This is a genomic window from Enterobacter sp. AN-K1 (assembly GCF_020971765.1).
Taxonomy (GTDB): Bacteria; Pseudomonadota; Gammaproteobacteria; order Enterobacterales; family Enterobacteriaceae; genus Enterobacter; species Enterobacter hormaechei_C.
Genome location: NZ_CP087390.1, coordinates 1,228,225 through 1,245,183 on the forward strand (window position 1 = coordinate 1,228,225; position 16,959 = coordinate 1,245,183).

Annotated in this window: 20 protein-coding genes; 5 read left to right on the plus strand and 15 right to left on the minus strand. The window is 57.1% G+C overall.

The genetic code is table 11. The annotated features are described in order from the left end of the window. The first annotated feature begins 79 nt into the window (after positions 1-79). On the plus strand, positions 80-2,641 hold the full coding sequence (mutS, locus tag LOC22_RS05915; protein WP_017692766.1) for a DNA mismatch repair protein MutS: 2,562 nt from the start codon (positions 80-82) through the stop codon (positions 2,639-2,641). Positions 2,642-2,781: 140 nt separating this feature from the next. On the opposite strand, the gene LOC22_RS05920 is transcribed toward mutS, so the two are convergent. The 3 genes from LOC22_RS05920 to LOC22_RS05930 are packed head-to-tail and all read right to left on the minus strand — an operon-like array spanning position 2,782 to position 5,033. After that, positions 2,782-3,003, minus strand: coding sequence for a non-oxidative hydroxyarylic acid decarboxylases subunit D (locus LOC22_RS05920; protein ID WP_003862116.1), 222 nt, complete (start codon positions 3,001-3,003; stop codon positions 2,782-2,784). Positions 3,004-3,013: 10 nt separating this feature from the next. Next, positions 3,014-4,441, minus strand: a complete 1,428-nt coding sequence (locus tag LOC22_RS05925; protein WP_015571702.1) for a non-oxidative hydroxyarylic acid decarboxylases subunit C — start codon at positions 4,439-4,441, stop codon at positions 3,014-3,016. After that, on the minus strand, positions 4,431-5,033 hold the full coding sequence (locus LOC22_RS05930; protein WP_003862111.1) for a non-oxidative hydroxyarylic acid decarboxylases subunit B: 603 nt from the start codon (positions 5,031-5,033) through the stop codon (positions 4,431-4,433). Before LOC22_RS05930 ends, LOC22_RS05925 begins: the two co-directional genes overlap by 11 nt. Before the next feature lie 173 nt (positions 5,034-5,206). Between LOC22_RS05930 and LOC22_RS05935 the strand changes: the two genes are divergently transcribed. Beyond that, complete coding sequence (locus tag LOC22_RS05935) at positions 5,207-5,614, plus strand: MarR family winged helix-turn-helix transcriptional regulator (protein WP_015571704.1); 408 nt, start codon at positions 5,207-5,209, stop codon at positions 5,612-5,614. Here LOC22_RS05935 and LOC22_RS05940 read toward each other — a convergent pair. Then, positions 5,611-6,498 carry a LysR family transcriptional regulator gene (locus LOC22_RS05940; RefSeq protein ID WP_047055856.1) on the minus strand — a complete coding sequence of 296 codons (888 nt, stop codon included), beginning with the start codon at positions 6,496-6,498 and terminating at the stop codon, positions 5,611-5,613. The genes LOC22_RS05935 and LOC22_RS05940 overlap by 4 nt on opposite strands. A gap of 109 nt (positions 6,499-6,607) precedes the next feature. Between LOC22_RS05940 and LOC22_RS05945 the strand changes: the two genes are divergently transcribed. Further along, a complete protein-coding gene (locus LOC22_RS05945; RefSeq protein WP_230239425.1) occupies positions 6,608-7,810 on the plus strand; it encodes an MFS transporter in 1,203 nt (400 codons plus the stop codon). Continuing rightward, positions 7,807-8,184: a DUF4440 domain-containing protein gene (locus tag LOC22_RS05950; protein WP_015571707.1), complete on the plus strand. Its 378-nt coding sequence runs from the start codon at positions 7,807-7,809 to the stop codon at positions 8,182-8,184. Before LOC22_RS05945 ends, LOC22_RS05950 begins: the two co-directional genes overlap by 4 nt. A 50-nt stretch (positions 8,185-8,234) precedes the next feature. Here LOC22_RS05950 and rpoS read toward each other — a convergent pair whose 3' ends face one another. After that, entirely contained in the window at positions 8,235-9,227 is a 993-nt protein-coding gene (gene rpoS / locus LOC22_RS05955; protein WP_013098493.1) for an RNA polymerase sigma factor RpoS, read from the minus strand. Between the two features lie 59 nt (positions 9,228-9,286). Then, on the minus strand, positions 9,287-10,360 hold the full coding sequence (gene nlpD, locus LOC22_RS05960; protein ID WP_225986322.1) for a murein hydrolase activator NlpD: 1,074 nt from the start codon (positions 10,358-10,360) through the stop codon (positions 9,287-9,289). Here nlpD and LOC22_RS05965 point away from each other — a divergent pair. Next, positions 10,293-10,433 (plus strand): peptidase, encoded by a 141-nt coding sequence (locus tag LOC22_RS05965; protein WP_223230135.1) that lies wholly within the window; start codon positions 10,293-10,295, stop codon positions 10,431-10,433. The two genes, nlpD and LOC22_RS05965, sit on opposite strands and share 68 nt — an antisense overlap. Positions 10,434-10,527: 94 nt before the next feature. Here LOC22_RS05965 and LOC22_RS05970 read toward each other — a convergent pair whose 3' ends face one another. The 9 genes from LOC22_RS05970 to cysN form a co-directional block, all read right to left on the minus strand. Then, entirely contained in the window at positions 10,528-11,154 is a 627-nt protein-coding gene (locus tag LOC22_RS05970; protein WP_015571709.1) for a protein-L-isoaspartate(D-aspartate) O-methyltransferase, read from the minus strand. Beyond that, entirely contained in the window at positions 11,148-11,909 is a 762-nt protein-coding gene (surE, locus tag LOC22_RS05975; protein WP_017382816.1) for a 5'/3'-nucleotidase SurE, read from the minus strand. Before surE ends, LOC22_RS05970 begins: the two co-directional genes overlap by 7 nt. After that, on the minus strand, positions 11,890-12,939 hold the full coding sequence (gene truD, locus LOC22_RS05980) for a tRNA pseudouridine(13) synthase TruD (RefSeq protein ID WP_039269910.1): 1,050 nt from the start codon (positions 12,937-12,939) through the stop codon (positions 11,890-11,892). Before truD ends, surE begins: the two co-directional genes overlap by 20 nt. Further along, the gene (ispF, locus tag LOC22_RS05985; RefSeq protein ID WP_015571711.1) at positions 12,936-13,415 is read right to left on the minus strand and encodes a 2-C-methyl-D-erythritol 2,4-cyclodiphosphate synthase; all 480 of its coding nucleotides are present in this window, start codon (positions 13,413-13,415) and stop codon (positions 12,936-12,938) included. The genes truD and ispF overlap by 4 nt, the downstream gene beginning before the upstream one ends. Further along, positions 13,415-14,125: a 2-C-methyl-D-erythritol 4-phosphate cytidylyltransferase gene (gene ispD, locus LOC22_RS05990; RefSeq protein ID WP_017692759.1), complete on the minus strand. Its 711-nt coding sequence runs from the start codon at positions 14,123-14,125 to the stop codon at positions 13,415-13,417. Before ispD ends, ispF begins: the two co-directional genes overlap by 1 nt. 19 nt (positions 14,126-14,144) lie before the next feature. After that, positions 14,145-14,456 carry a cell division protein FtsB gene (gene ftsB, locus LOC22_RS05995; protein ID WP_003862095.1) on the minus strand — a complete coding sequence of 104 codons (312 nt, stop codon included), beginning with the start codon at positions 14,454-14,456 and terminating at the stop codon, positions 14,145-14,147. A gap of 79 nt (positions 14,457-14,535) precedes the next feature. Continuing rightward, on the minus strand, positions 14,536-14,862 hold the full coding sequence (locus LOC22_RS06000; protein ID WP_006811767.1) for a DUF3561 family protein: 327 nt from the start codon (positions 14,860-14,862) through the stop codon (positions 14,536-14,538). A 58-nt stretch (positions 14,863-14,920) separates the two neighbouring features. After that, a complete protein-coding gene (gene cysC, locus LOC22_RS06005; protein ID WP_015571713.1) occupies positions 14,921-15,526 on the minus strand; it encodes an adenylyl-sulfate kinase in 606 nt (201 codons plus the stop codon). After that, positions 15,526-16,950, minus strand: coding sequence for a sulfate adenylyltransferase subunit CysN (gene cysN / locus LOC22_RS06010; protein ID WP_015571714.1), 1,425 nt, complete (start codon positions 16,948-16,950; stop codon positions 15,526-15,528). The genes cysC and cysN overlap by 1 nt, the downstream gene beginning before the upstream one ends. Between the last annotated feature and the right edge of the window lie 9 nt (positions 16,951-16,959).

Here is a 16,959-nt window from a genome sequence, read left to right on the forward strand (position 1 = left end):
CATGCGACAATAGAAGGAACAATCGGCCATTGAGCCGCTCAAAGCGTAATATTTTCAAAGAAATGGATATCATAACTCCATGAGCACAATCGACAATTTCGACGCGCATACGCCAATGATGCAGCAGTACCTGAAGCTGAAGGCACAGCATCCGGAAATTTTGCTGTTTTACCGTATGGGCGATTTTTACGAGCTTTTTTATGACGATGCGAAACGTGCGTCTCAGCTGCTCGACATTTCCCTGACGAAACGTGGCGCGTCAGCAGGCGAGCCCATCCCGATGGCAGGTATCCCGCATCACGCGGTTGAAAACTATCTGGCGAAGCTGGTGAACCAGGGTGAGTCTGTCGCTATCTGCGAACAAATTGGCGACCCGGCCACGTCGAAAGGCCCCGTTGAGCGCAAAGTCGTACGCATCGTGACGCCGGGAACCATCAGTGATGAGGCCCTGCTTCAGGAGCGCCAAGATAACCTGCTGGCGGCGATCTGGCAGGACGGTAAAGGGTTTGGCTACGCCACGCTGGATATCAGCTCCGGTCGTTTTCGCCTGAGTGAACCGGCTGACCGTGAAACCATGGCGGCTGAACTACAGCGCACCAATCCGGCAGAACTGCTTTATGCAGAGGATTTCGCCGAGACGGCGCTGATTGAAGGTCGCCGCGGCCTGCGTCGTCGTCCACTGTGGGAGTTCGAAATTGATACCGCGCGCCAGCAGCTGAACCTGCAATTTGGCACGCGCGATTTGATTGGCTTTGGCGTAGAAAATGCCCCGCGCGGGCTGTGTGCCGCAGGCTGCCTGTTGCAGTACGTTAAGGATACGCAGCGTACCGCCCTGCCCCATATCCGTTCCATTACCATGGAGCGTCAGCAGGACAGCATCATCATGGATGCCGCCACGCGCCGCAACCTGGAGATCACTCAGAACCTCGCTGGCGGCATGGAAAATACGCTGGCGTCGGTTCTCGACAGCACGGTTACCCCCATGGGCAGCCGTATGCTCAAACGCTGGCTGCATATGCCGATCCGCAATACCGACACGCTGATCGGCCGCCAGCAAACCATTGCCGCATTGCAGGATCGTTACACCGACTTGCAGCCGGTGCTGCGTCAGGTGGGTGATCTTGAGCGTATCCTGGCGCGCCTGGCACTGCGCACCGCGCGTCCACGCGATCTTGCCCGTATGCGTCACGCGTTCCAGCAGTTGCCGGAACTGCGTGCTCAGCTGGGAGAGATCGACAGCGCGCCAGTGCAGAAGCTGCGCGAAACCATGGGCGAATTTACCGAGCTTCGCGAACTGCTGGAACGCGCCATCATTGATGCGCCGCCTGTTCTGGTGCGGGATGGCGGGGTTATTGCTCCAGGTTATAACGAAGAGCTGGACGAATGGCGTGCGCTGGCCGATGGCGCGACGGATTATCTGGATAAGCTGGAAATCCGCGAGCGTGAACGTCTGGGGCTCGACACCCTGAAAGTCGGCTACAACGCGGTACACGGTTACTATATCCAGATCAGCCGTGGGCAGAGCCACCTGGCACCGATTCACTACGTTCGCCGCCAGACGCTGAAAAATGCCGAGCGCTACATTATTCCCGAGCTGAAAGAGTACGAAGACAAAGTGCTCACGTCGAAAGGTAAAGCGCTGGCGCTGGAGAAACAGCTGTATGACGAGCTGTTCGACATCCTGATGCCGCACCTGGCTGACCTGCAACTGAGCGCCGCTGCGCTGGCCGAGCTGGATGTCCTGGTAAACCTGGCCGAGCGCGCCGATACGCTGAATTACACCTGTCCGACCTTTACTGACAAACCCGGCATTCGCATTACCGAAGGCCGCCACCCGGTGGTTGAGCAGGTGCTGAACGAACCGTTTATTGCCAACCCGTTGAACCTGTCACCGCAGCGAAGAATGCTGATCATTACCGGCCCCAACATGGGCGGTAAAAGCACCTATATGCGCCAGACAGCCCTTATCGCGCTGCTCGCCTACATCGGCAGCTACGTTCCGGCGCAGAAGGTTGAGATTGGCCCTATCGACCGTATCTTCACCCGTGTGGGTGCGGCGGACGATCTGGCGAGCGGTCGCTCTACATTTATGGTCGAGATGACCGAAACCGCCAACATTCTGCATAACGCGACAGAGAACAGTCTGGTGTTGATGGACGAAGTAGGACGCGGTACCTCCACCTATGACGGCCTGTCCCTGGCCTGGGCGTGCGCGGAAAGTCTGGCAAATAAAATCAAGGCGCTGACGCTGTTCGCAACGCACTATTTCGAACTGACACAGCTGCCAGAGAAAATGGAAGGCGTGGCTAACGTCCACCTTGATGCGCTTGAGCACGGCGACACCATCGCCTTTATGCACACGGTGCAGGACGGCGCGGCAAGCAAGAGTTATGGCCTGGCCGTCGCGGCGCTGGCGGGCGTGCCGAAAGAGGTGATCAAGCGCGCGCGTCAGAAACTGCGTGAGCTGGAAAGTTTGTCACCGAATGCGGCGGCGACGCAGATAGATGGTACGCAGATGTCACTGCTGGCGGTCCCGGAAGAGACCTCTCCGGCCGTGGAAGCGCTGGAAAATCTCGACCCGGATTCCCTGACGCCGCGACAGGCGCTGGAGTGGATTTATCGGTTGAAGAGTCTGGTTTAGTTCTCTGCGGTCTTTTTTGCCGGGTGGCGGCTTCGCCTTACCCGGCCTACAAAACCCGTAGGCCCGGTAAGCGTAGCGCCACCGGGCAAAGGACCGCACAATATTATCGCCCGGTAAGCGCAGCCGCCACCGGGCTTTTTTTACAGCAGCGGCGGGATCGTCGGCACCTGCGGCGCCTCATCAATATCCTTCTGCGTCATGCGGAACGCTTCCGGGTAATGCTCGCGGCTGGTACGGCGCAGCGGTTCGGTATCGCGCCAGGTATACAGACAGTGCTGACACTGGTATACCGTCCAGACACCTTTCACCGGTGATGTTGCCATCACTTCAATATGTTCATCGGCACAACGTGGACAAATCATTTTTTCCTCCTTATTGACGTGCCGCCAGCATCGCGGTCAGTTTTTCGGCCCAGGCTTTGGTTTCAGGGAGATCCTGTACCGGCTGGCTGTAGTGACCACGGTTGTCCGGGGCAACAGGGGTGGTGGCATCAATGATCAGCTTGTCAGTGATCCCCGCCGGGCTGGAGCCGGGGTCAAGCTCGAGCACAGACATATTCGGTAGCTGCACCAGATCGCCTGCCGGATTGACCTTCGATGACAGCGCCCACATCACCTGCGGCAGGTTAAACGGATCGACATCTTCATCCACCATAATCACCATCTTCACGTAACCCAGACCGTGTGGCGTAGTCATGGCGCGGAGCCCGACCGCACGGGCAAAACCGCCGTAACGCTTTTTAGTGGAGATAATCGCCAGCAGACCGTGGGTGTACATGGCGTTTACCGCCTGCACTTCCGGGAATTCCGCCTTCAGCTGCTGATAGAGCGGTACGCAGGTGGCGGGCCCCATCAGATAATCAATCTCGGTCCACGGCATGCCCAGGTAGAGAGATTCGAAAATCGGTTTAGTGCGGTAAGAAACTTTGTCGATACGCACAACCGTCATGTTGCGCCCGCCGGAGTAGTGACCGGTAAACTCACCGAAGGGCCCTTCAATTTCACGTTTCCGGCCTTCAATCACCCCTTCCAGGATCACTTCCGACCCCCACGGCACATCGAAACCGGTCAGCGGAGCCGTCGCAATCGGATACGGGCTTTCACGTAGCGCACCGGCCATTTCATACTCGGATTGATCGTATTTCAGCGGCGTGGCGCCCATCAGGGTGATGATCGGATCGTTACCCAGCGTAATGGCAATTGGCAGGTCTTCGCCGCGCTCTTCTGCCTTATGCAGATGCAACGCAATATCGTGCATCGGCACCGGTTGCAGGCCGAGCTTACGCTTGCCCTTCACTTCCATACGATAGATCCCGACGTTCTGCTTGCCGAAGTGATCGGGGTCGAGCGGATCGCGGGAGACAACGCATGCTTTATCGAGATAAAAGCCCCCGTCACCGTCGTTCAGGCGGAACAGCGGCAGAATGTCGAACAGGTTAATGTCTTCCCCGTCCACCGTGTTCTGCGCCCAGGCCGGGTTTGCACGACGCTCTGGCGCGACGGGGAATTTGTCCCAGCGACGAATAAACTCGTCGATCTGTTTTTTCACCGGGGTATTCGCTGGCAGCCCCATCGAAATAGCGTGGTTTTGCCACGAGCCGATAGTGTTCATCACCACACGGGCATCGGTGAAACCGCGAATATTATCGAACCACAGCGCAGGCGCGCCATCGCCAATGCGCCCGGTAGCGTTGGCGGCCGCCGCTAAATCCGGCTCAGCGTTTACCTCTTCCTCAATTTTCAGCAGCTGCCCTTGCTCATCGAGCGCCTGCAAGAAGCTTCTCAAATCATCAAATGCCATCTTTATTCTCCTGTGAAAAATGTTTCGCTGCCTGCAAACCTTCCCAGCGTCGGGCTTTTTTATGCTCCAGACCGAACTGGTCGAGAACGCGGGTCACGATATGCTGGGTAATGTCATCGGCGGTTTGCGGGTGGTTGTAGTACGCAGGCATAGGCGGCACCATCGCCACGCCCATGCGGGAAAGGGCAAGCATGTTTTCGAGATGGATGGTGCTGAGCGGCGTCTCACGGGGAACCAGCACCAGCTTGCGTCCCTCTTTCAGCACCACGTCTGCCGCACGCCCTACCAGCCCTTCGGCGTAGCCCGCGCGGATACCCGCCAGCGTTTTCATGCTGCACGGGATGACGATCATGCCGTCGGTGCGAAACGAGCCGGAGGAGATGGTGGCAGCCTGATCGGCCGGGCTATGGACGACATCCGCCAGGGCAGCAACGTCATGCGCAGTGAAGGGCGTTTCCAGCTCAATCGTGGTTTTTGCCCACTTCGACATCACCAGATGCGTTTCCACCTCCGGCATTTCCCGCAGCGCCTGCAACAACGCCACGCCTAATGGCGCACCCGTTGCGCCCGTCATTCCCACAATCAATCTCATTCAGCACCTCAATAAGTTTGTTCGTATACGAACATATTAATTAAACTACGCCTTGATCCTGCTGCTGACAAGATCGTTCGTATACGATCACACTAATCGCTAAAAAACTCTCGCGTTAAAATTCAGCCCGAGAGCGGCTATCATAGAGGGAGTATTTTTCCGTCGGAGTGTCCATGGAGTTAAGACAAGAAGCTTTCCACCTGCTACGTCAGCTTTTTCAACAGCATACCGCCCAGTGGCAGCACGCATTGCCCGAACTGACAAAGCCACAGTATGCGGTGATGCGGTCAATTGCTGAAAATCCTGGCATTGAGCAGGTTGCCCTGACTGAAGTCGCGGTGAGCACCAAAGCGACGCTGGCAGAAATGCTGAGCCGCATGGAAGCACGCGGCCTGGTCAGGCGCGAGCACGATCCGGCGGACAAGCGCCGTCGGTTTGTCTTTCTGACGGCCGAAGGTGAGGCCCTGCTTGAGAGCAGTAAACCGATTGGAAATGAGGTGGATGAGGCGTTTTTAGGGCGCCTTAACGGCGCGGAACGAGAGCAATTTTCAGCGCTCATTAAAAAGATGATGCAGGATTAAGTAACCCTGACGCGCATAAAATCAATAAATGTTCGCACTTTCGCGGGCACATGCCGGGCATCAGGATAAACGGCATAGATGCCCTGCTGAGCGAACGTGTACGCCGGTAACAGCGAGACCAGTTCCCCTGCATCCAGTGCGTTTCGCACCAGCCACTCCGGCAGCAGCGCCACTCCACATCCCGCGAGGACAAAAGCCATCAGCGCCTGGGCGCTGTCTGCATACAGGCGCGGCGCTTTCTTGATCTCAAAGGAAACCGGCTGCCCATCAACGCCTCTCATCTGCCAGCGCAGCGGCGAGGTTAAACGCTCGTGAATGATCCAGTCCGCTTCCGCCAGCTGCTCCAGCGAGTTAACCGGATGGTTTGCCAGCCAGCCTGGCGTTGCCACGGGCAGGATGGTGAAGGAGGTCATCAACGCGGCGTGGTAGCGCGAATCTGCAAGCGTGCCGAGCCGGATAGCGACATCGAAGCGCTCGGCGATAAGATCGGCATGCAAAGAGGACGAGACATGCCGCACGCGGAGGTCCGGGTGCAGCTGGCTAAATTCAGCCAGCAAAGGCACCACCACCTGCGAGCCATATTCGGGCGTGGTGGTGATCCGCAGTTCTCCCGTCAGCCCGGCGTGGTTGGCGCGAACATCATCCTGCAATCGCTCTGCATCCCGTAACAGCATCACGCTTCGTTGATGAAAGAGCTTCCCCGCTTCGGTCAGCGTCAGGCGTCGGGTGGTTCGCAGCAACAGGGTGACGCCCAGCTCCTCTTCAAGCTGACGAATATGAAAGCTGACCACCGCTTTTGTCAGCCCCATCGCCTCCGCCGCGGCGGTGAAACTGCCGGTGTCCGCTACGGCGATAAACATCGCCGTACGCTGCAAATTAAGCATCGCTTGCCTGGTTAACTGTCAAAATAATGTTGACAGTATATCGTGCTTTGTCGCGTTTATCCGTAACGCGCGGGCCGATACGATACGCCACCTCACCGGAGGAACTTCCATGACGTATCGCAGCAAAATCGCCGTCGTCTTTCTGCTCGGCTTTTTCCTTGATTTGATAAACATGTTTATTGCCAGTATCGCCTTTCCGGCGATGGCTCGTGCTTTCAATACCACACCTTCCGCGCTTGCCTGGGTAAGTAACGGATACATTGCCGGGCTGACGCTAGTCATCCCTTTCAGCAGTATCCTGACGCGCCGCGTCGGGCCGAAGCGCGTTATCCTGCTCTCACTGCTTCTCTTTAGCGCGGCCTCCGTTGCGGCGGGTCTCTCATCTTCGCTGGAAAGTCTGATTGCCTGGCGAGTCGTACAGGGCGCCGGAGGGGGGTTACTGATCCCGGTTGGTCAGGCGCTGACCTGGCAACAGTTTAAGCCTCATGAGCGGGCCAGACTCTCCTCGGCGGTGATGCTGGTCGCGCTGCTTGCCCCCGCCTGCTCACCGGCTGTGGGCGGCATGCTGGTTCAGACATTCAGCTGGCGCTGGATATTTTTTGCCACCCTGCCCGTCGCCATTGTCACCTTTGCTTTGGCCTGCGCGTGGCTTAAAACAGAACCGTCGCCGATAAACACCACCAGGACAGTAAACCTGTCTTTGCTGACGGATCCGCTGTTGCGCTTATCCATGCTTATCTATGTGTGCGTACCCGGCATTTTTATCGGCGTGAACGTAACGGGCATGTATTACCTCCAGAGCGAGGCCAATATGACACCCGCCGCAACGGGCATGCTTATGCTGCCGTGGTCTGTGGCTTCGTTTTTGGCTATCACCGCGACAGGACGCTATTTCAACCGTATCGGCCCCCGGCCGCTGGTGGTCATCGGTTGCCTTTTGCAGGCGACGGGCATTCTGCTTTTAGTTAACGTCGGCCCGGCAATGCTGCTACCTGCCGTTGCGTTTGCGCTGATGGGCGCGGGGGGAAGCCTTTGCAGCAGTACGGCTCAGAGCAGCGCGTTTTTGACGATGCGACCGGAAGATATGCCCGATGCCAGCGCGCTATGGAATCTGAATCGTCAGTTGAGCTTTTTTGCGGGCGCTCTGCTGCTGGCGCAGGCGCTGAGCTTCATGCAGGATTATCTCGCGCCGCTGGTCGCCTGGCACGGGATGTTTGTTTTTGCCGCAGTCATCACCCTACTGCCCGTACTGTACGTCTACCGTCTTAACAACACGCAGTTACTTGCGCAACTGCAACAGGAGCAACCATGACCCATTTCGAACAAGAGATCCTCGACATTCACGTCGCGCTTGAAAACTGGTTAGGTGCAGGCGAAGGCGATCGGGACGCCCTGCTCGCCCGTTTCCGTCCGGATTTTCTGATGGTTCCACCGAGTGGCAACCCTTTAGATCATCACGCGCTTGCCCAATTTTTATATGCGCAGCGGGGAACCCGACCGGGGCTCAGGATCGACATTGATGCGTTAACAACGCTTCAGACATGGGACAACGGCGCAGTGCTCCATTACCGGGAAACGCAAACCCGGCCAGGCCAGCCCGTCAACGTGCGCTGGTCAACCGCAGTGCTTAATCAGGAAGGGGATAACATCACCTGGCGTTTGCTGCACGAAACGGCGCAGCCGTAAGACATAAAAAAGGCCCGTCTCACGACGGGCCTTTTCTGACGAATGGTTGCTTACTCGCGGAACAGCGCTTCGATATTCAGACCTTGCCCTTGCAGGATTTCACGCAGGCGACGTAGTCCTTCAACCTGAATCTGACGAACACGTTCACGGGTCAGGCCAATCTCACGACCGACGTCTTCCAGTGTCGCAGCTTCATACCCCAGTAAACCGAAACGACGTGCCAGCACTTCACGCTGTTTGGCGTTCAGTTCGAACAACCATTTGACGATGCTCTGTTTCATGTCATCGTCCTGCGTGGTGTCTTCCGGGCCGTTGTCTTTTTCATCGGCCAGGATGTCCAGCAGCGCTTTTTCGGAGTCGCCACCCAGCGGGGTGTCAACCGAGGTAATGCGCTCGTTGAGACGCAGCATACGGCTTACGTCATCAACCGGTTTGTCGAGTTGCTCTGCAATCTCTTCCGCACTTGGCTCGTGGTCCAGTTTATGGGACAACTCGCGCGCGGTACGCAGATAAACATTCAACTCTTTGACGATGTGGATCGGCAGTCGGATCGTACGGGTCTGGTTCATAATAGCCCGTTCGATGGTCTGACGAATCCACCAGGTCGCGTAGGTTGAGAAACGGAACCCGCGTTCCGGGTCAAACTTCTCAACTGCGCGGATGAGACCTAAGTTGCCCTCTTCAATCAGATCCAGCAGAGCCAGACCACGATTGCCGTAACGGCGGGCAATTTTCACGACCAGTCGCAGGTTACTTTCGATCATGCGACGACGCGAGGCAACATCACCACGCAAAGCACGACGTGCGAAATAGACTTCTTCTTCGGCCGTTAGCAGTGGGGAGTAACCAATCTCCCCAAGGTAAAGCTGAGTCGCGTCCAGCACACGCTGTGTGGCACCCTGCGATAACAGCTCTTCTTCAGCCAAATCGTTATCACTGGGTTCCTCTTCTACTAAGGCTTTTTCGTCAAAAGCCTCTGCTCCGTTCTCATCAAATTCCGCGTCTTCATTTAAATCATGAACTTTCAGCGTATTCTGACTCATAAGGTGGCTCCTACCCGTGATCCCTGGACGAGACACCCTGGCTGGCATGTCCCATCAATTTATCGCTGCGGTAAATATTGCAGCGGGTTTACGGATTTCCCCTTGTAACGAATTTCAAAATGCAAGCGTGTAGAACTGGTTCCGGTGCTACCCATGGTAGCGATTTTTTGCCCCGCCTTAACTTCTTGTTGTTCCCGGACCAGCATACTGTCGTTATGGGCGTAGGCACTCAGGTAATCATCATTATGTTTGATGATAATAAGATTACCGTAACCGCGCAGTGCGTTACCGGCATAGACAACGCGCCCGTCTGCGGTCGCGATGATTGCCTGTCCTTTACTGCCTGCGATATCGATCCCTTTGTTGCCCCCCTCAGAGGTAGCGAAGTTCTCGATAATCTTGCCGTCAGTTGGCCAGCGCCAGGTGGTGATTGACGAGCTGGCATTCTGACTGCTTGCAGTCGGTACAGTAGAGCTAACCACAGGTGCCGTAGTCGGTGCTGTGACAACAGTCGCAGTACCTTTATTATTCGGCAACATTTTGTTAGCACTCTGATCACCTGAATCCTCAGAATACGTAATTACAGGTTGTGAAGCAACCACCGTGGTGGTTTTTTGTGCAGGGGTGACGCTGTTATTTTGCGCAGTTACGTCGGCCGCTGAAACGGTGTTGCCTGGCGTAAGCGGTGTCCCCGTCGCGTTGCCAACCTGAAGCGTTTGCCCGACTTCCAGACCATACGGGGCCTGGACGTTGTTTCGCTGTGCCAGATCGCGGAAATCGTTCCCGGTGATCCAGGCAATATAGAACAGCGTATCGCCGCGCTTCACGGTATAGGTGCTGCCGCCGGTATAGCTACCTTTCGGAATGTTCCCATACTTACGGTTATACACTATGCGGCCATTTTCGGTCTGAACAGGCTGATCCACTGGCTGAATCTGCGAAGGCTGCGTAACTGGACGCTGAACCGGCTGGATCTGCGGAGTTTGCTGCGCCGTGGACGTGCCCATTTTAGGCGGAGGGGTAATCAACATTCCGCTGGACGTGTTACCCGAGCCGCTGGTTCCATTGACGGAACTGACGGGCGCAGGTGCATTGTCAGAACTTGTACAGCCTGCCAGCCAGAGCGAAACCAGTGATAATGCCGCAACACGGCTGATGGTGAATTTTGGGCTTCCCGCGCTCATTTATCCCCCAGGAATGTGTTAACTACCAGTGACTTAAAAATAACCGTGATGGCACGAACCTATCGCGCCACACCATACGCTGAATTTGCCTCAATAACCCTGGAAAAATCCGAGTCTCAGGCCAGCTCGCCCTTAACCAGAGGCACAAAGCGCACGGCTTCCACGGTATCGATAATAAACTCGCCGCCGCGTCGACGAACGCGCTTTAAAAGCTGCTGCTCATCGCCGACGGGCAAAACTAGAATGCCGCCCTCGTCCAGCTGCGAGAGAAGTGCAGCGGGAATTTCAGGTGGCGCGGCCGTGACTATTATGGCGTCAAACGGGGCGCGAGCCTGCCAACCCTGCCATCCATCGCCGTGGCGTGTCGATACATTATGTAAATCAAGCTGTTTCAGGCGACGGCGCGCCTGCCACTGCAAGCCTTTAATCCGTTCCACGGAACAGACATGGTGCACAAGGTGGGCCAGGATCGCGGTCTGATACCCTGAACCGGTGCCAATTTCCAGCACCCGGGAGTCTGGCGTTAACTCCAGAAGCTCCGTCATACGCGCCACCATGTAAGGCTGCGAAATCGTCTGGCCTTGCCCGATGGGCAGCGCCACGTTTTCCCACGCTTTGTGTTCAAACGCCTCATCTACAAACTTCTCACGGGGAACCTGGGCAAGCGCATCCAGCACCTGCTCGTTGGCGATCCCCTGTGCGCGTAATTGTTCCAGAAGAGTTTGTACACGTTTACTTACCATTGCGCGTTCACTCCGACCCGATCTAACCAGTCCGACACCACATCATGCGCGCTATAAGCGGTTAAATCTACGTGCAACGGCGTAACGGAAACGTAACCCTCATCCACCGCAGCGAAGTCGGTGTCTGGCCCGGCATCGCATTTATCTCCCGGCGGGCCGATCCAGTACAGGGTATTGCCGCGCGGATCCTGCTGGGGAATAACCTGATCGGCCGGATGGCGACTGCCGCAGCGCGTCACGCGGATCCCTTTAATCTCGTCCAGCGGGAGATCCGGCACGTTAATATTGAGGATACGTCCGGTACGCAGCGGCTCGCGGCCAAGCGCACGGAGAATAGAGCAGGTTACCGCGGCGGCAGTGTCATAGTGGGTGTGGCCGTTTAACGAGACCGCCAGCGCCGGGAACCCCAGGTGACGCCCCTCCATCGCCGCGGCCACGGTGCCGGAGTAAATCACATCATCGCCAAGATTCGGCCCGGCATTGATGCCGGAGACCACAACATCCGGCCGCGGGCGCATCAGCGCATTTACGCCCAGAAACACGCAATCGGTCGGCGTCCCCATCTGGACGGCAATATCGCCATTCTCAAAGGTAAAGGTGCGAAGTGAAGACTCCAGCGTCAATGAGTTAGACGCGCCACTGCGGTTACGATCGGGAGCCACGACCTGCACATCCGCAAATTCGCGGAGGTGTTTCGCCAGCGTCTGAATACCTGGCGCATGGATCCCGTCATCGTTACTCAGCAATATTCGCATAATCACCCGACGTGTTGATAAGTTCCCTGACAACACTGGTGGCAAAGCTACCTGCCGGCAGCCAGAAGCGTAACTCGACGGTTACGTCATCCCACCAGTTCCAGCTCAGCTGTTGCGGGTAGAGGAGCATCGCACGGCGCGCCGCCTCGACTTTTTCCCGCACCAGCAATGATTGTAATTCTGGCGCATCCGCCACCGCTGACTGCTCAGCGGCCAGCGCCTCGCCCTGGGTTCCCCAGTCGCCTGAGCCCGGCAAGGCGGCGGTAATCATCAGCGCTTTAGCGTCCACGCGCGACTGGGCATCGGCCATCTCATCGGCCGTTGCCACAAACCAGCTTCCGCGTCCCGCTAATTGTAGCGCATCGCCGACAACAACTTGATTCGCGTCCGGTTTTTTCAGCCGTTCGCTCACAATCTGATTAAACAACGCACTGCGGGCTGCCGACAACCAAAAACTGCGTTTATTCCTGTCGCGCACCGGCGCGCTGCTTTGCGCCCAGCGCAGCGCGCCCAGCAGGTTGCTGCCACCAATGCCAAAGCGCTGTGCGCCAAAATAGTTTGGCACGCCGCGTTCGGTAATGGCCTTCAGGCGTTTTTCAACGTCATCGCGGTCGGCCACTTCACGCAGCACTAGCGTGAAATCGTTGCCTTTCAACGCTCCCGGACGCAATTTGCGTTTGTGGCGGGCATACTCCAGTACCTTACAGCCCTCAAGCTCAAATTTGCTTAAATCGGGCATGGCATTGCCGGGCACGCGGGCGCAAAGCCACTGTTCGGTCACGGCATGCTTATCCTTTTGACCGGCAAAGCTCACCTCGCGGGCGTGAATTTTGAGGAATTTTGCCAGCGCGTCCGCCACGAAGCGGGTGTTGCAGCCGTTTTTCAGAATGCGCACCAGGATGTGCTCGCCTTCGCCATCCGGCTCAAAACCCAGATCTTCCACTACCACGAAATCTTCAGGGTTGGCTTTCAGCAGACCCTTGCCCTGCGGTTTACCGTGCAGATACGTCAGGTTGTCGAAATCCGTCATTTGACCGCCTTCACCAGCAGCGCCACGGCTTCACAGGCAATGCCTTCGCCACGACCGGTAAAGCCCAGCTTCTCCGTGGTGGTCGCTTTGACGTTGACGTCGTCCATATGGCAGCCCAGATCTTCAGCGATAAACACGCGCATCTGAGGGATGTGCGGCAGCATCTTCGGTGCCTGAGCAATGATCGTCACATCCACGTTGCCGAGGGTGTAGCCTTTGGCCTGAATACGACGCCAGGCTTCGCGCAGCAGTTCGCGGCTGTCTGCGCCTTTAAAAGCAGGATCGGTGTCCGGGAACAGTTTGCCAATGTCGCCCAGCGCGGCGGCACCCAGCAGCGCGTCGGTCAGCGCATGCAGCGCCACGTCGCCATCAGAATGCGCCAGCAAACCTTTTTCGTAAGGAATGCGCACGCCGCCAATGATAATTGGGCCAACGCCGCCAAAGGCGTGTACATCAAAACCGTGTCCAATACGCATTATGCCTTCTCCTGAGGGGTCGTACGGGTAAGATAAAATTCCGCGAGCTGTAAGTCTTCCGGGCGCGTCACTTTTATATTATCAGCGCGCCCTTCAACAAGCGTTGGGTGAAAACCGCAATACTCCAGCGCCGAGGCTTCGTCCGTAATGGTCGCACCTTCTTTAAGCGCACGCGTTAAGCAGTCGTGGAGTAATTCGCGGGGAAAAAATTGTGGCGTCAGCGCGTGCCAGAGATCGACGCGCTCGACGGTGTGGGCAATCGCCGGTTTACCCGGTTCGGCACGCTTCATGGTGTCACGCACCGGGGCGGCCAGAATGCCGCCCACGTTACTGGTTTCACTCAGGGCCAGCAGACGTGACAGATCGTCGTGATGCAGACAGGGACGCGCGGCATCGTGCACCAGCACCCACTGCGCGTTCCCGGCAGCCTGAATGCCCGCCAGAACAGAATCGGCCCGCTCGGCGCCGCCGTCAACAACGGTAATCTGAGGATGATTTGCCAGCGGGAGTTGCGCAAAACGCGCATCGCCGGGGCTGATGGCAATAACCACGCGTTTCACCCGGGCATGCGCCAGCAGCGCTGCCACGGCGTGCTCGAGGATCGTTTTATCGCCAATTGAGAGGTACTGCTTAGGACATTCTGTCTGCATGCGCCGGCCAAAACCTGCGGCCGGCACCACGGCACAGACGTCCGAAAAAGTTGCTGCCATGTCGTAATCCTGGGCCTGATTATCGATTGTTTTGTGCGGAGCCCTGATTGCGTTTAGACGCATCCGGAACCAGGCGATAAAACGTTTCGCCCGGCTTAGTCATACTGAGTTCATTGCGTGCGCGTTCCTCAATCGCCTCCTGGCCGCCATTGAGGTCATCAATTTCAGCAAAAAGTTGATCGTTACGCGCTTTAAGTTTGGCGTTTGTCGCCTGCTGTGCCGCGACGTCATCGCTTACCCGGCTGTAGTCGTGCAGTCCGTTTTTGCCGAACCACAGCGAATATTGCAGCCAGACCAGCAAAGCCAGCAACAGCAGCGTTAGTTTACCCATCCTGCCCCCTGAAAAAACGGCATCATCATCCCATAACTTTCCGCTGGACTCTACTGCGGGGTTTTAATTATGCCGTAAGTTAGCCCATCAGCCATAAAAACAGCAGGCCAAAGATGACCACAACGGTGGCGATAGTGATGAGCGTACTATACAGGAGCTTGCCGTTGAAAAGGGAGTGCAGCGCCACGCCCACAACCACCGCAACGGGCATCAGCGCCAGAAAGAAAGGCCAGGTATAGAGGAAGAAAAAGAGGGTGTTACCACCGTAGATCAGAAACGGGATACCCAGCGCCAGTAGCCACGATACGAAGCCGACTATCGCCCCAGGGAAGGACCAGGTCGTCTCGTCGTCGGTCGTTAACGGTTCCGACCCGGTGGTAATCATGTAGTTTTCACTGTTGCGCATAGCTAATCCTGTGACCGTGACTCATCGCTCGGGAAGACAGCTCCCGAACGATACCGTCTCAGGATCTGATAATATCGTCCCGTCTGAGCAGGTCTAATAATTGGCTTACTAAATTTGTTACCAATTGTTGGCCTTCCAGATGAATCTCAGGGGATTCAGGCGCTTCGTAAACCGAGTCAATGCCGGTGAAGTTTCGCAGCTCTCCCGCGCGGGCTTTTTTGTACAGCCCTTTTGGATCGCGCGCTTCGCAGATTGCCAGCGGGGTATCCACAAACACTTCAATAAAGCGATTCTGCCCAACGCGCTCACGCACCATCTGACGTTCGGCGCGGTGCGGTGAGATAAACGCCGTTAGCACCACCAGCCCGGCATCCGCCATCAGGCTGGCGACTTCCCCTACCCGACGAATGTTCTCTTTACGGTCTTCATCGCTGAACCCTAAATCGCTGCACAGGCCGTGACGCACGTTGTCGCCGTCCAGCAGGTAGGTGCTCACCCCCTGCTGATGCAGCGCCTCTTCCAGTGCGCCTGCCACCGTGGATTTACCGGAGCCAGACAGCCCGGTAAACCACAGCACAACCCCACGGTGACCGTGGAGCTGTTCGCGCTGGGCGACGGTGACCGGATGAGGATGCCAGACGACGTTCTCATCATGGGCGGCCATCACTTGCCTCCCAGCAGATCGCGTGCGCCCCAGTGCGGGAAGTGCTTACGCACCAGCGCGTTCAGTTCCAGCTCGAAGGCGCTGAACTCAGACGTCACGCTCGCCTGTGCGTCAGGCTCGCGGACCATGCCGGCACCGACGGTGACGTTGGTCAGGCGGTCAATGAAGATCAGCCCGCCCGTCACCGGATTCTGCTGATACGGATCCAGCACCAGCGGCTCGTCGAAGGTCATATCCACCAGACCGATGCCGTTCAGCGGCAGCTCGCTCACGTCACGGTGGGTCAGGTTGTTGATGTCCACCTGGAACTGAATGCCGTCCACGCGGGCGCGGGTTTTCTTGCCGGCGATTTTAATGTCATAGCTCTGGCCTGCGGTCAGCGGCTGTTCGGCCATCCACACTACATCCACGGATGCGCCCTGCACCGCCGCCAGCGTTTCCTGAGCGTCGACCAGCAGGTCGCCGCGGCTGATATCAATTTCGTCTTTCAGTACCAGGGTTACCGCTTCACCTGCCCCGGCTTCGTCCAGATCGCCATCAAAGGTGACGATACGGGCGATGGTCGATTCCACGCCGGATGGCAGCACCTTGACGCGCTGACCCACCTTCACGGAGCCTGAAGCGAGAGTACCGGAGAAGCCGCGGAAATCGAGGTTCGGACGGTTCACGTACTGCACCGGGAAGCGCATCGGCTGGGTATCGACCACGCGCTGAATTTCAACGGTTTCCAGCACTTCCAGCAGCGTCGGGCCGCTGTACCACGGCATGTTCGCGCTCTGAGAGGCGACGTTATCCCCTTCCAGCGCCGACAGCGGCACAAAGCGAATATCGAGGTTGCCCGGCAGCTGTTCAGCAAAGGTCAGGTAGCTCTGGCGGATCTCGTCGAAACGCGCTTCGCTGTAGTCCACCAGATCCATTTTGTTTACTGCCACCACCAGGTGTTTGATCCCCAGCAGCGTAGAGATAAAGCTGTGACGACGAGTCTGATCCAGCACACCTTTACGGGCGTCGATCAGCAGGATCGCCAGGTCACAGGTGGACGCGCCGGTCGCCATGTTACGGGTGTACTGCTCGTGCCCCGGGGTGTCGGCGATAATAAATTTGCGCTTTTCGGTAGAGAAGTAGCGATAGGCGACATCAATGGTAATGCCCTGCTCGCGCTCCGCCTGCAAGCCGTCCACCAGCAGCGCCAGGTCGAGTTTTTCGCCCTGGGTGCCGTGGCGTTTACTGTCATTGTGCAGGGAAGAGAGCTGATCTTCGTAGATCTGGCGCGTGTCATGCAGCAGACGACCAATCAGGGTACTTTTCCCGTCATCGACGCTGCCGCAGGTCAGGAAACGCAGCAGACTTTTGTACTGTTGGGCGTGCAGATAAGCTTCTACGCCGCCTTCATCGGCAATTTGTTGGGCAATAGTCGTATTCATGGCGGCTCC

Bases quoted from the DNA above. Each gene is read 5' to 3' on its own strand.
- mutS (WP_017692766.1), top strand. From the start codon at position 80: ATGAGCACAATCGACAATTTCGACGCGCATACGCCAATGATGCAGCAG.
- LOC22_RS05920 (WP_003862116.1), bottom strand. From the start codon at position 3,003: ATGATTTGTCCACGTTGTGCCGATGAACATATTGAAGTGATGGCAACA.
- LOC22_RS05925 (WP_015571702.1), bottom strand. From the start codon at position 4,441: ATGGCATTTGATGATTTGAGAAGCTTCTTGCAGGCGCTCGATGAGCAA.
- LOC22_RS05930 (WP_003862111.1), bottom strand. From the start codon at position 5,033: ATGAGATTGATTGTGGGAATGACGGGCGCAACGGGTGCGCCATTAGGC.
- LOC22_RS05935 (WP_015571704.1), top strand. From the start codon at position 5,207: ATGGAGTTAAGACAAGAAGCTTTCCACCTGCTACGTCAGCTTTTTCAA.
- LOC22_RS05940 (WP_047055856.1), bottom strand. From the start codon at position 6,498: ATGCTTAATTTGCAGCGTACGGCGATGTTTATCGCCGTAGCGGACACC.
- LOC22_RS05945 (WP_230239425.1), top strand. From the start codon at position 6,608: ATGACGTATCGCAGCAAAATCGCCGTCGTCTTTCTGCTCGGCTTTTTC.
- LOC22_RS05950 (WP_015571707.1), top strand. From the start codon at position 7,807: ATGACCCATTTCGAACAAGAGATCCTCGACATTCACGTCGCGCTTGAA.
- rpoS (WP_013098493.1), bottom strand. From the start codon at position 9,227: ATGAGTCAGAATACGCTGAAAGTTCATGATTTAAATGAAGACGCGGAA.
- LOC22_RS05970 (WP_015571709.1), bottom strand. From the start codon at position 11,154: ATGGTAAGTAAACGTGTACAAACTCTTCTGGAACAATTACGCGCACAG.
- surE (WP_017382816.1), bottom strand. From the start codon at position 11,909: ATGCGAATATTGCTGAGTAACGATGACGGGATCCATGCGCCAGGTATT.
- truD (WP_039269910.1), bottom strand. From the start codon at position 12,939: ATGACGGATTTCGACAACCTGACGTATCTGCACGGTAAACCGCAGGGC.
- ispF (WP_015571711.1), bottom strand. From the start codon at position 13,415: ATGCGTATTGGACACGGTTTTGATGTACACGCCTTTGGCGGCGTTGGC.
- ispD (WP_017692759.1), bottom strand. From the start codon at position 14,125: ATGGCAGCAACTTTTTCGGACGTCTGTGCCGTGGTGCCGGCCGCAGGT.
- ftsB (WP_003862095.1), bottom strand. From the start codon at position 14,456: ATGGGTAAACTAACGCTGCTGTTGCTGGCTTTGCTGGTCTGGCTGCAA.
- LOC22_RS06000 (WP_006811767.1), bottom strand. From the start codon at position 14,862: ATGCGCAACAGTGAAAACTACATGATTACCACCGGGTCGGAACCGTTA.
- cysC (WP_015571713.1), bottom strand. From the start codon at position 15,526: ATGGCCGCCCATGATGAGAACGTCGTCTGGCATCCTCATCCGGTCACC.
- cysN (WP_015571714.1), bottom strand. From the start codon at position 16,950: ATGAATACGACTATTGCCCAACAAATTGCCGATGAAGGCGGCGTAGAA.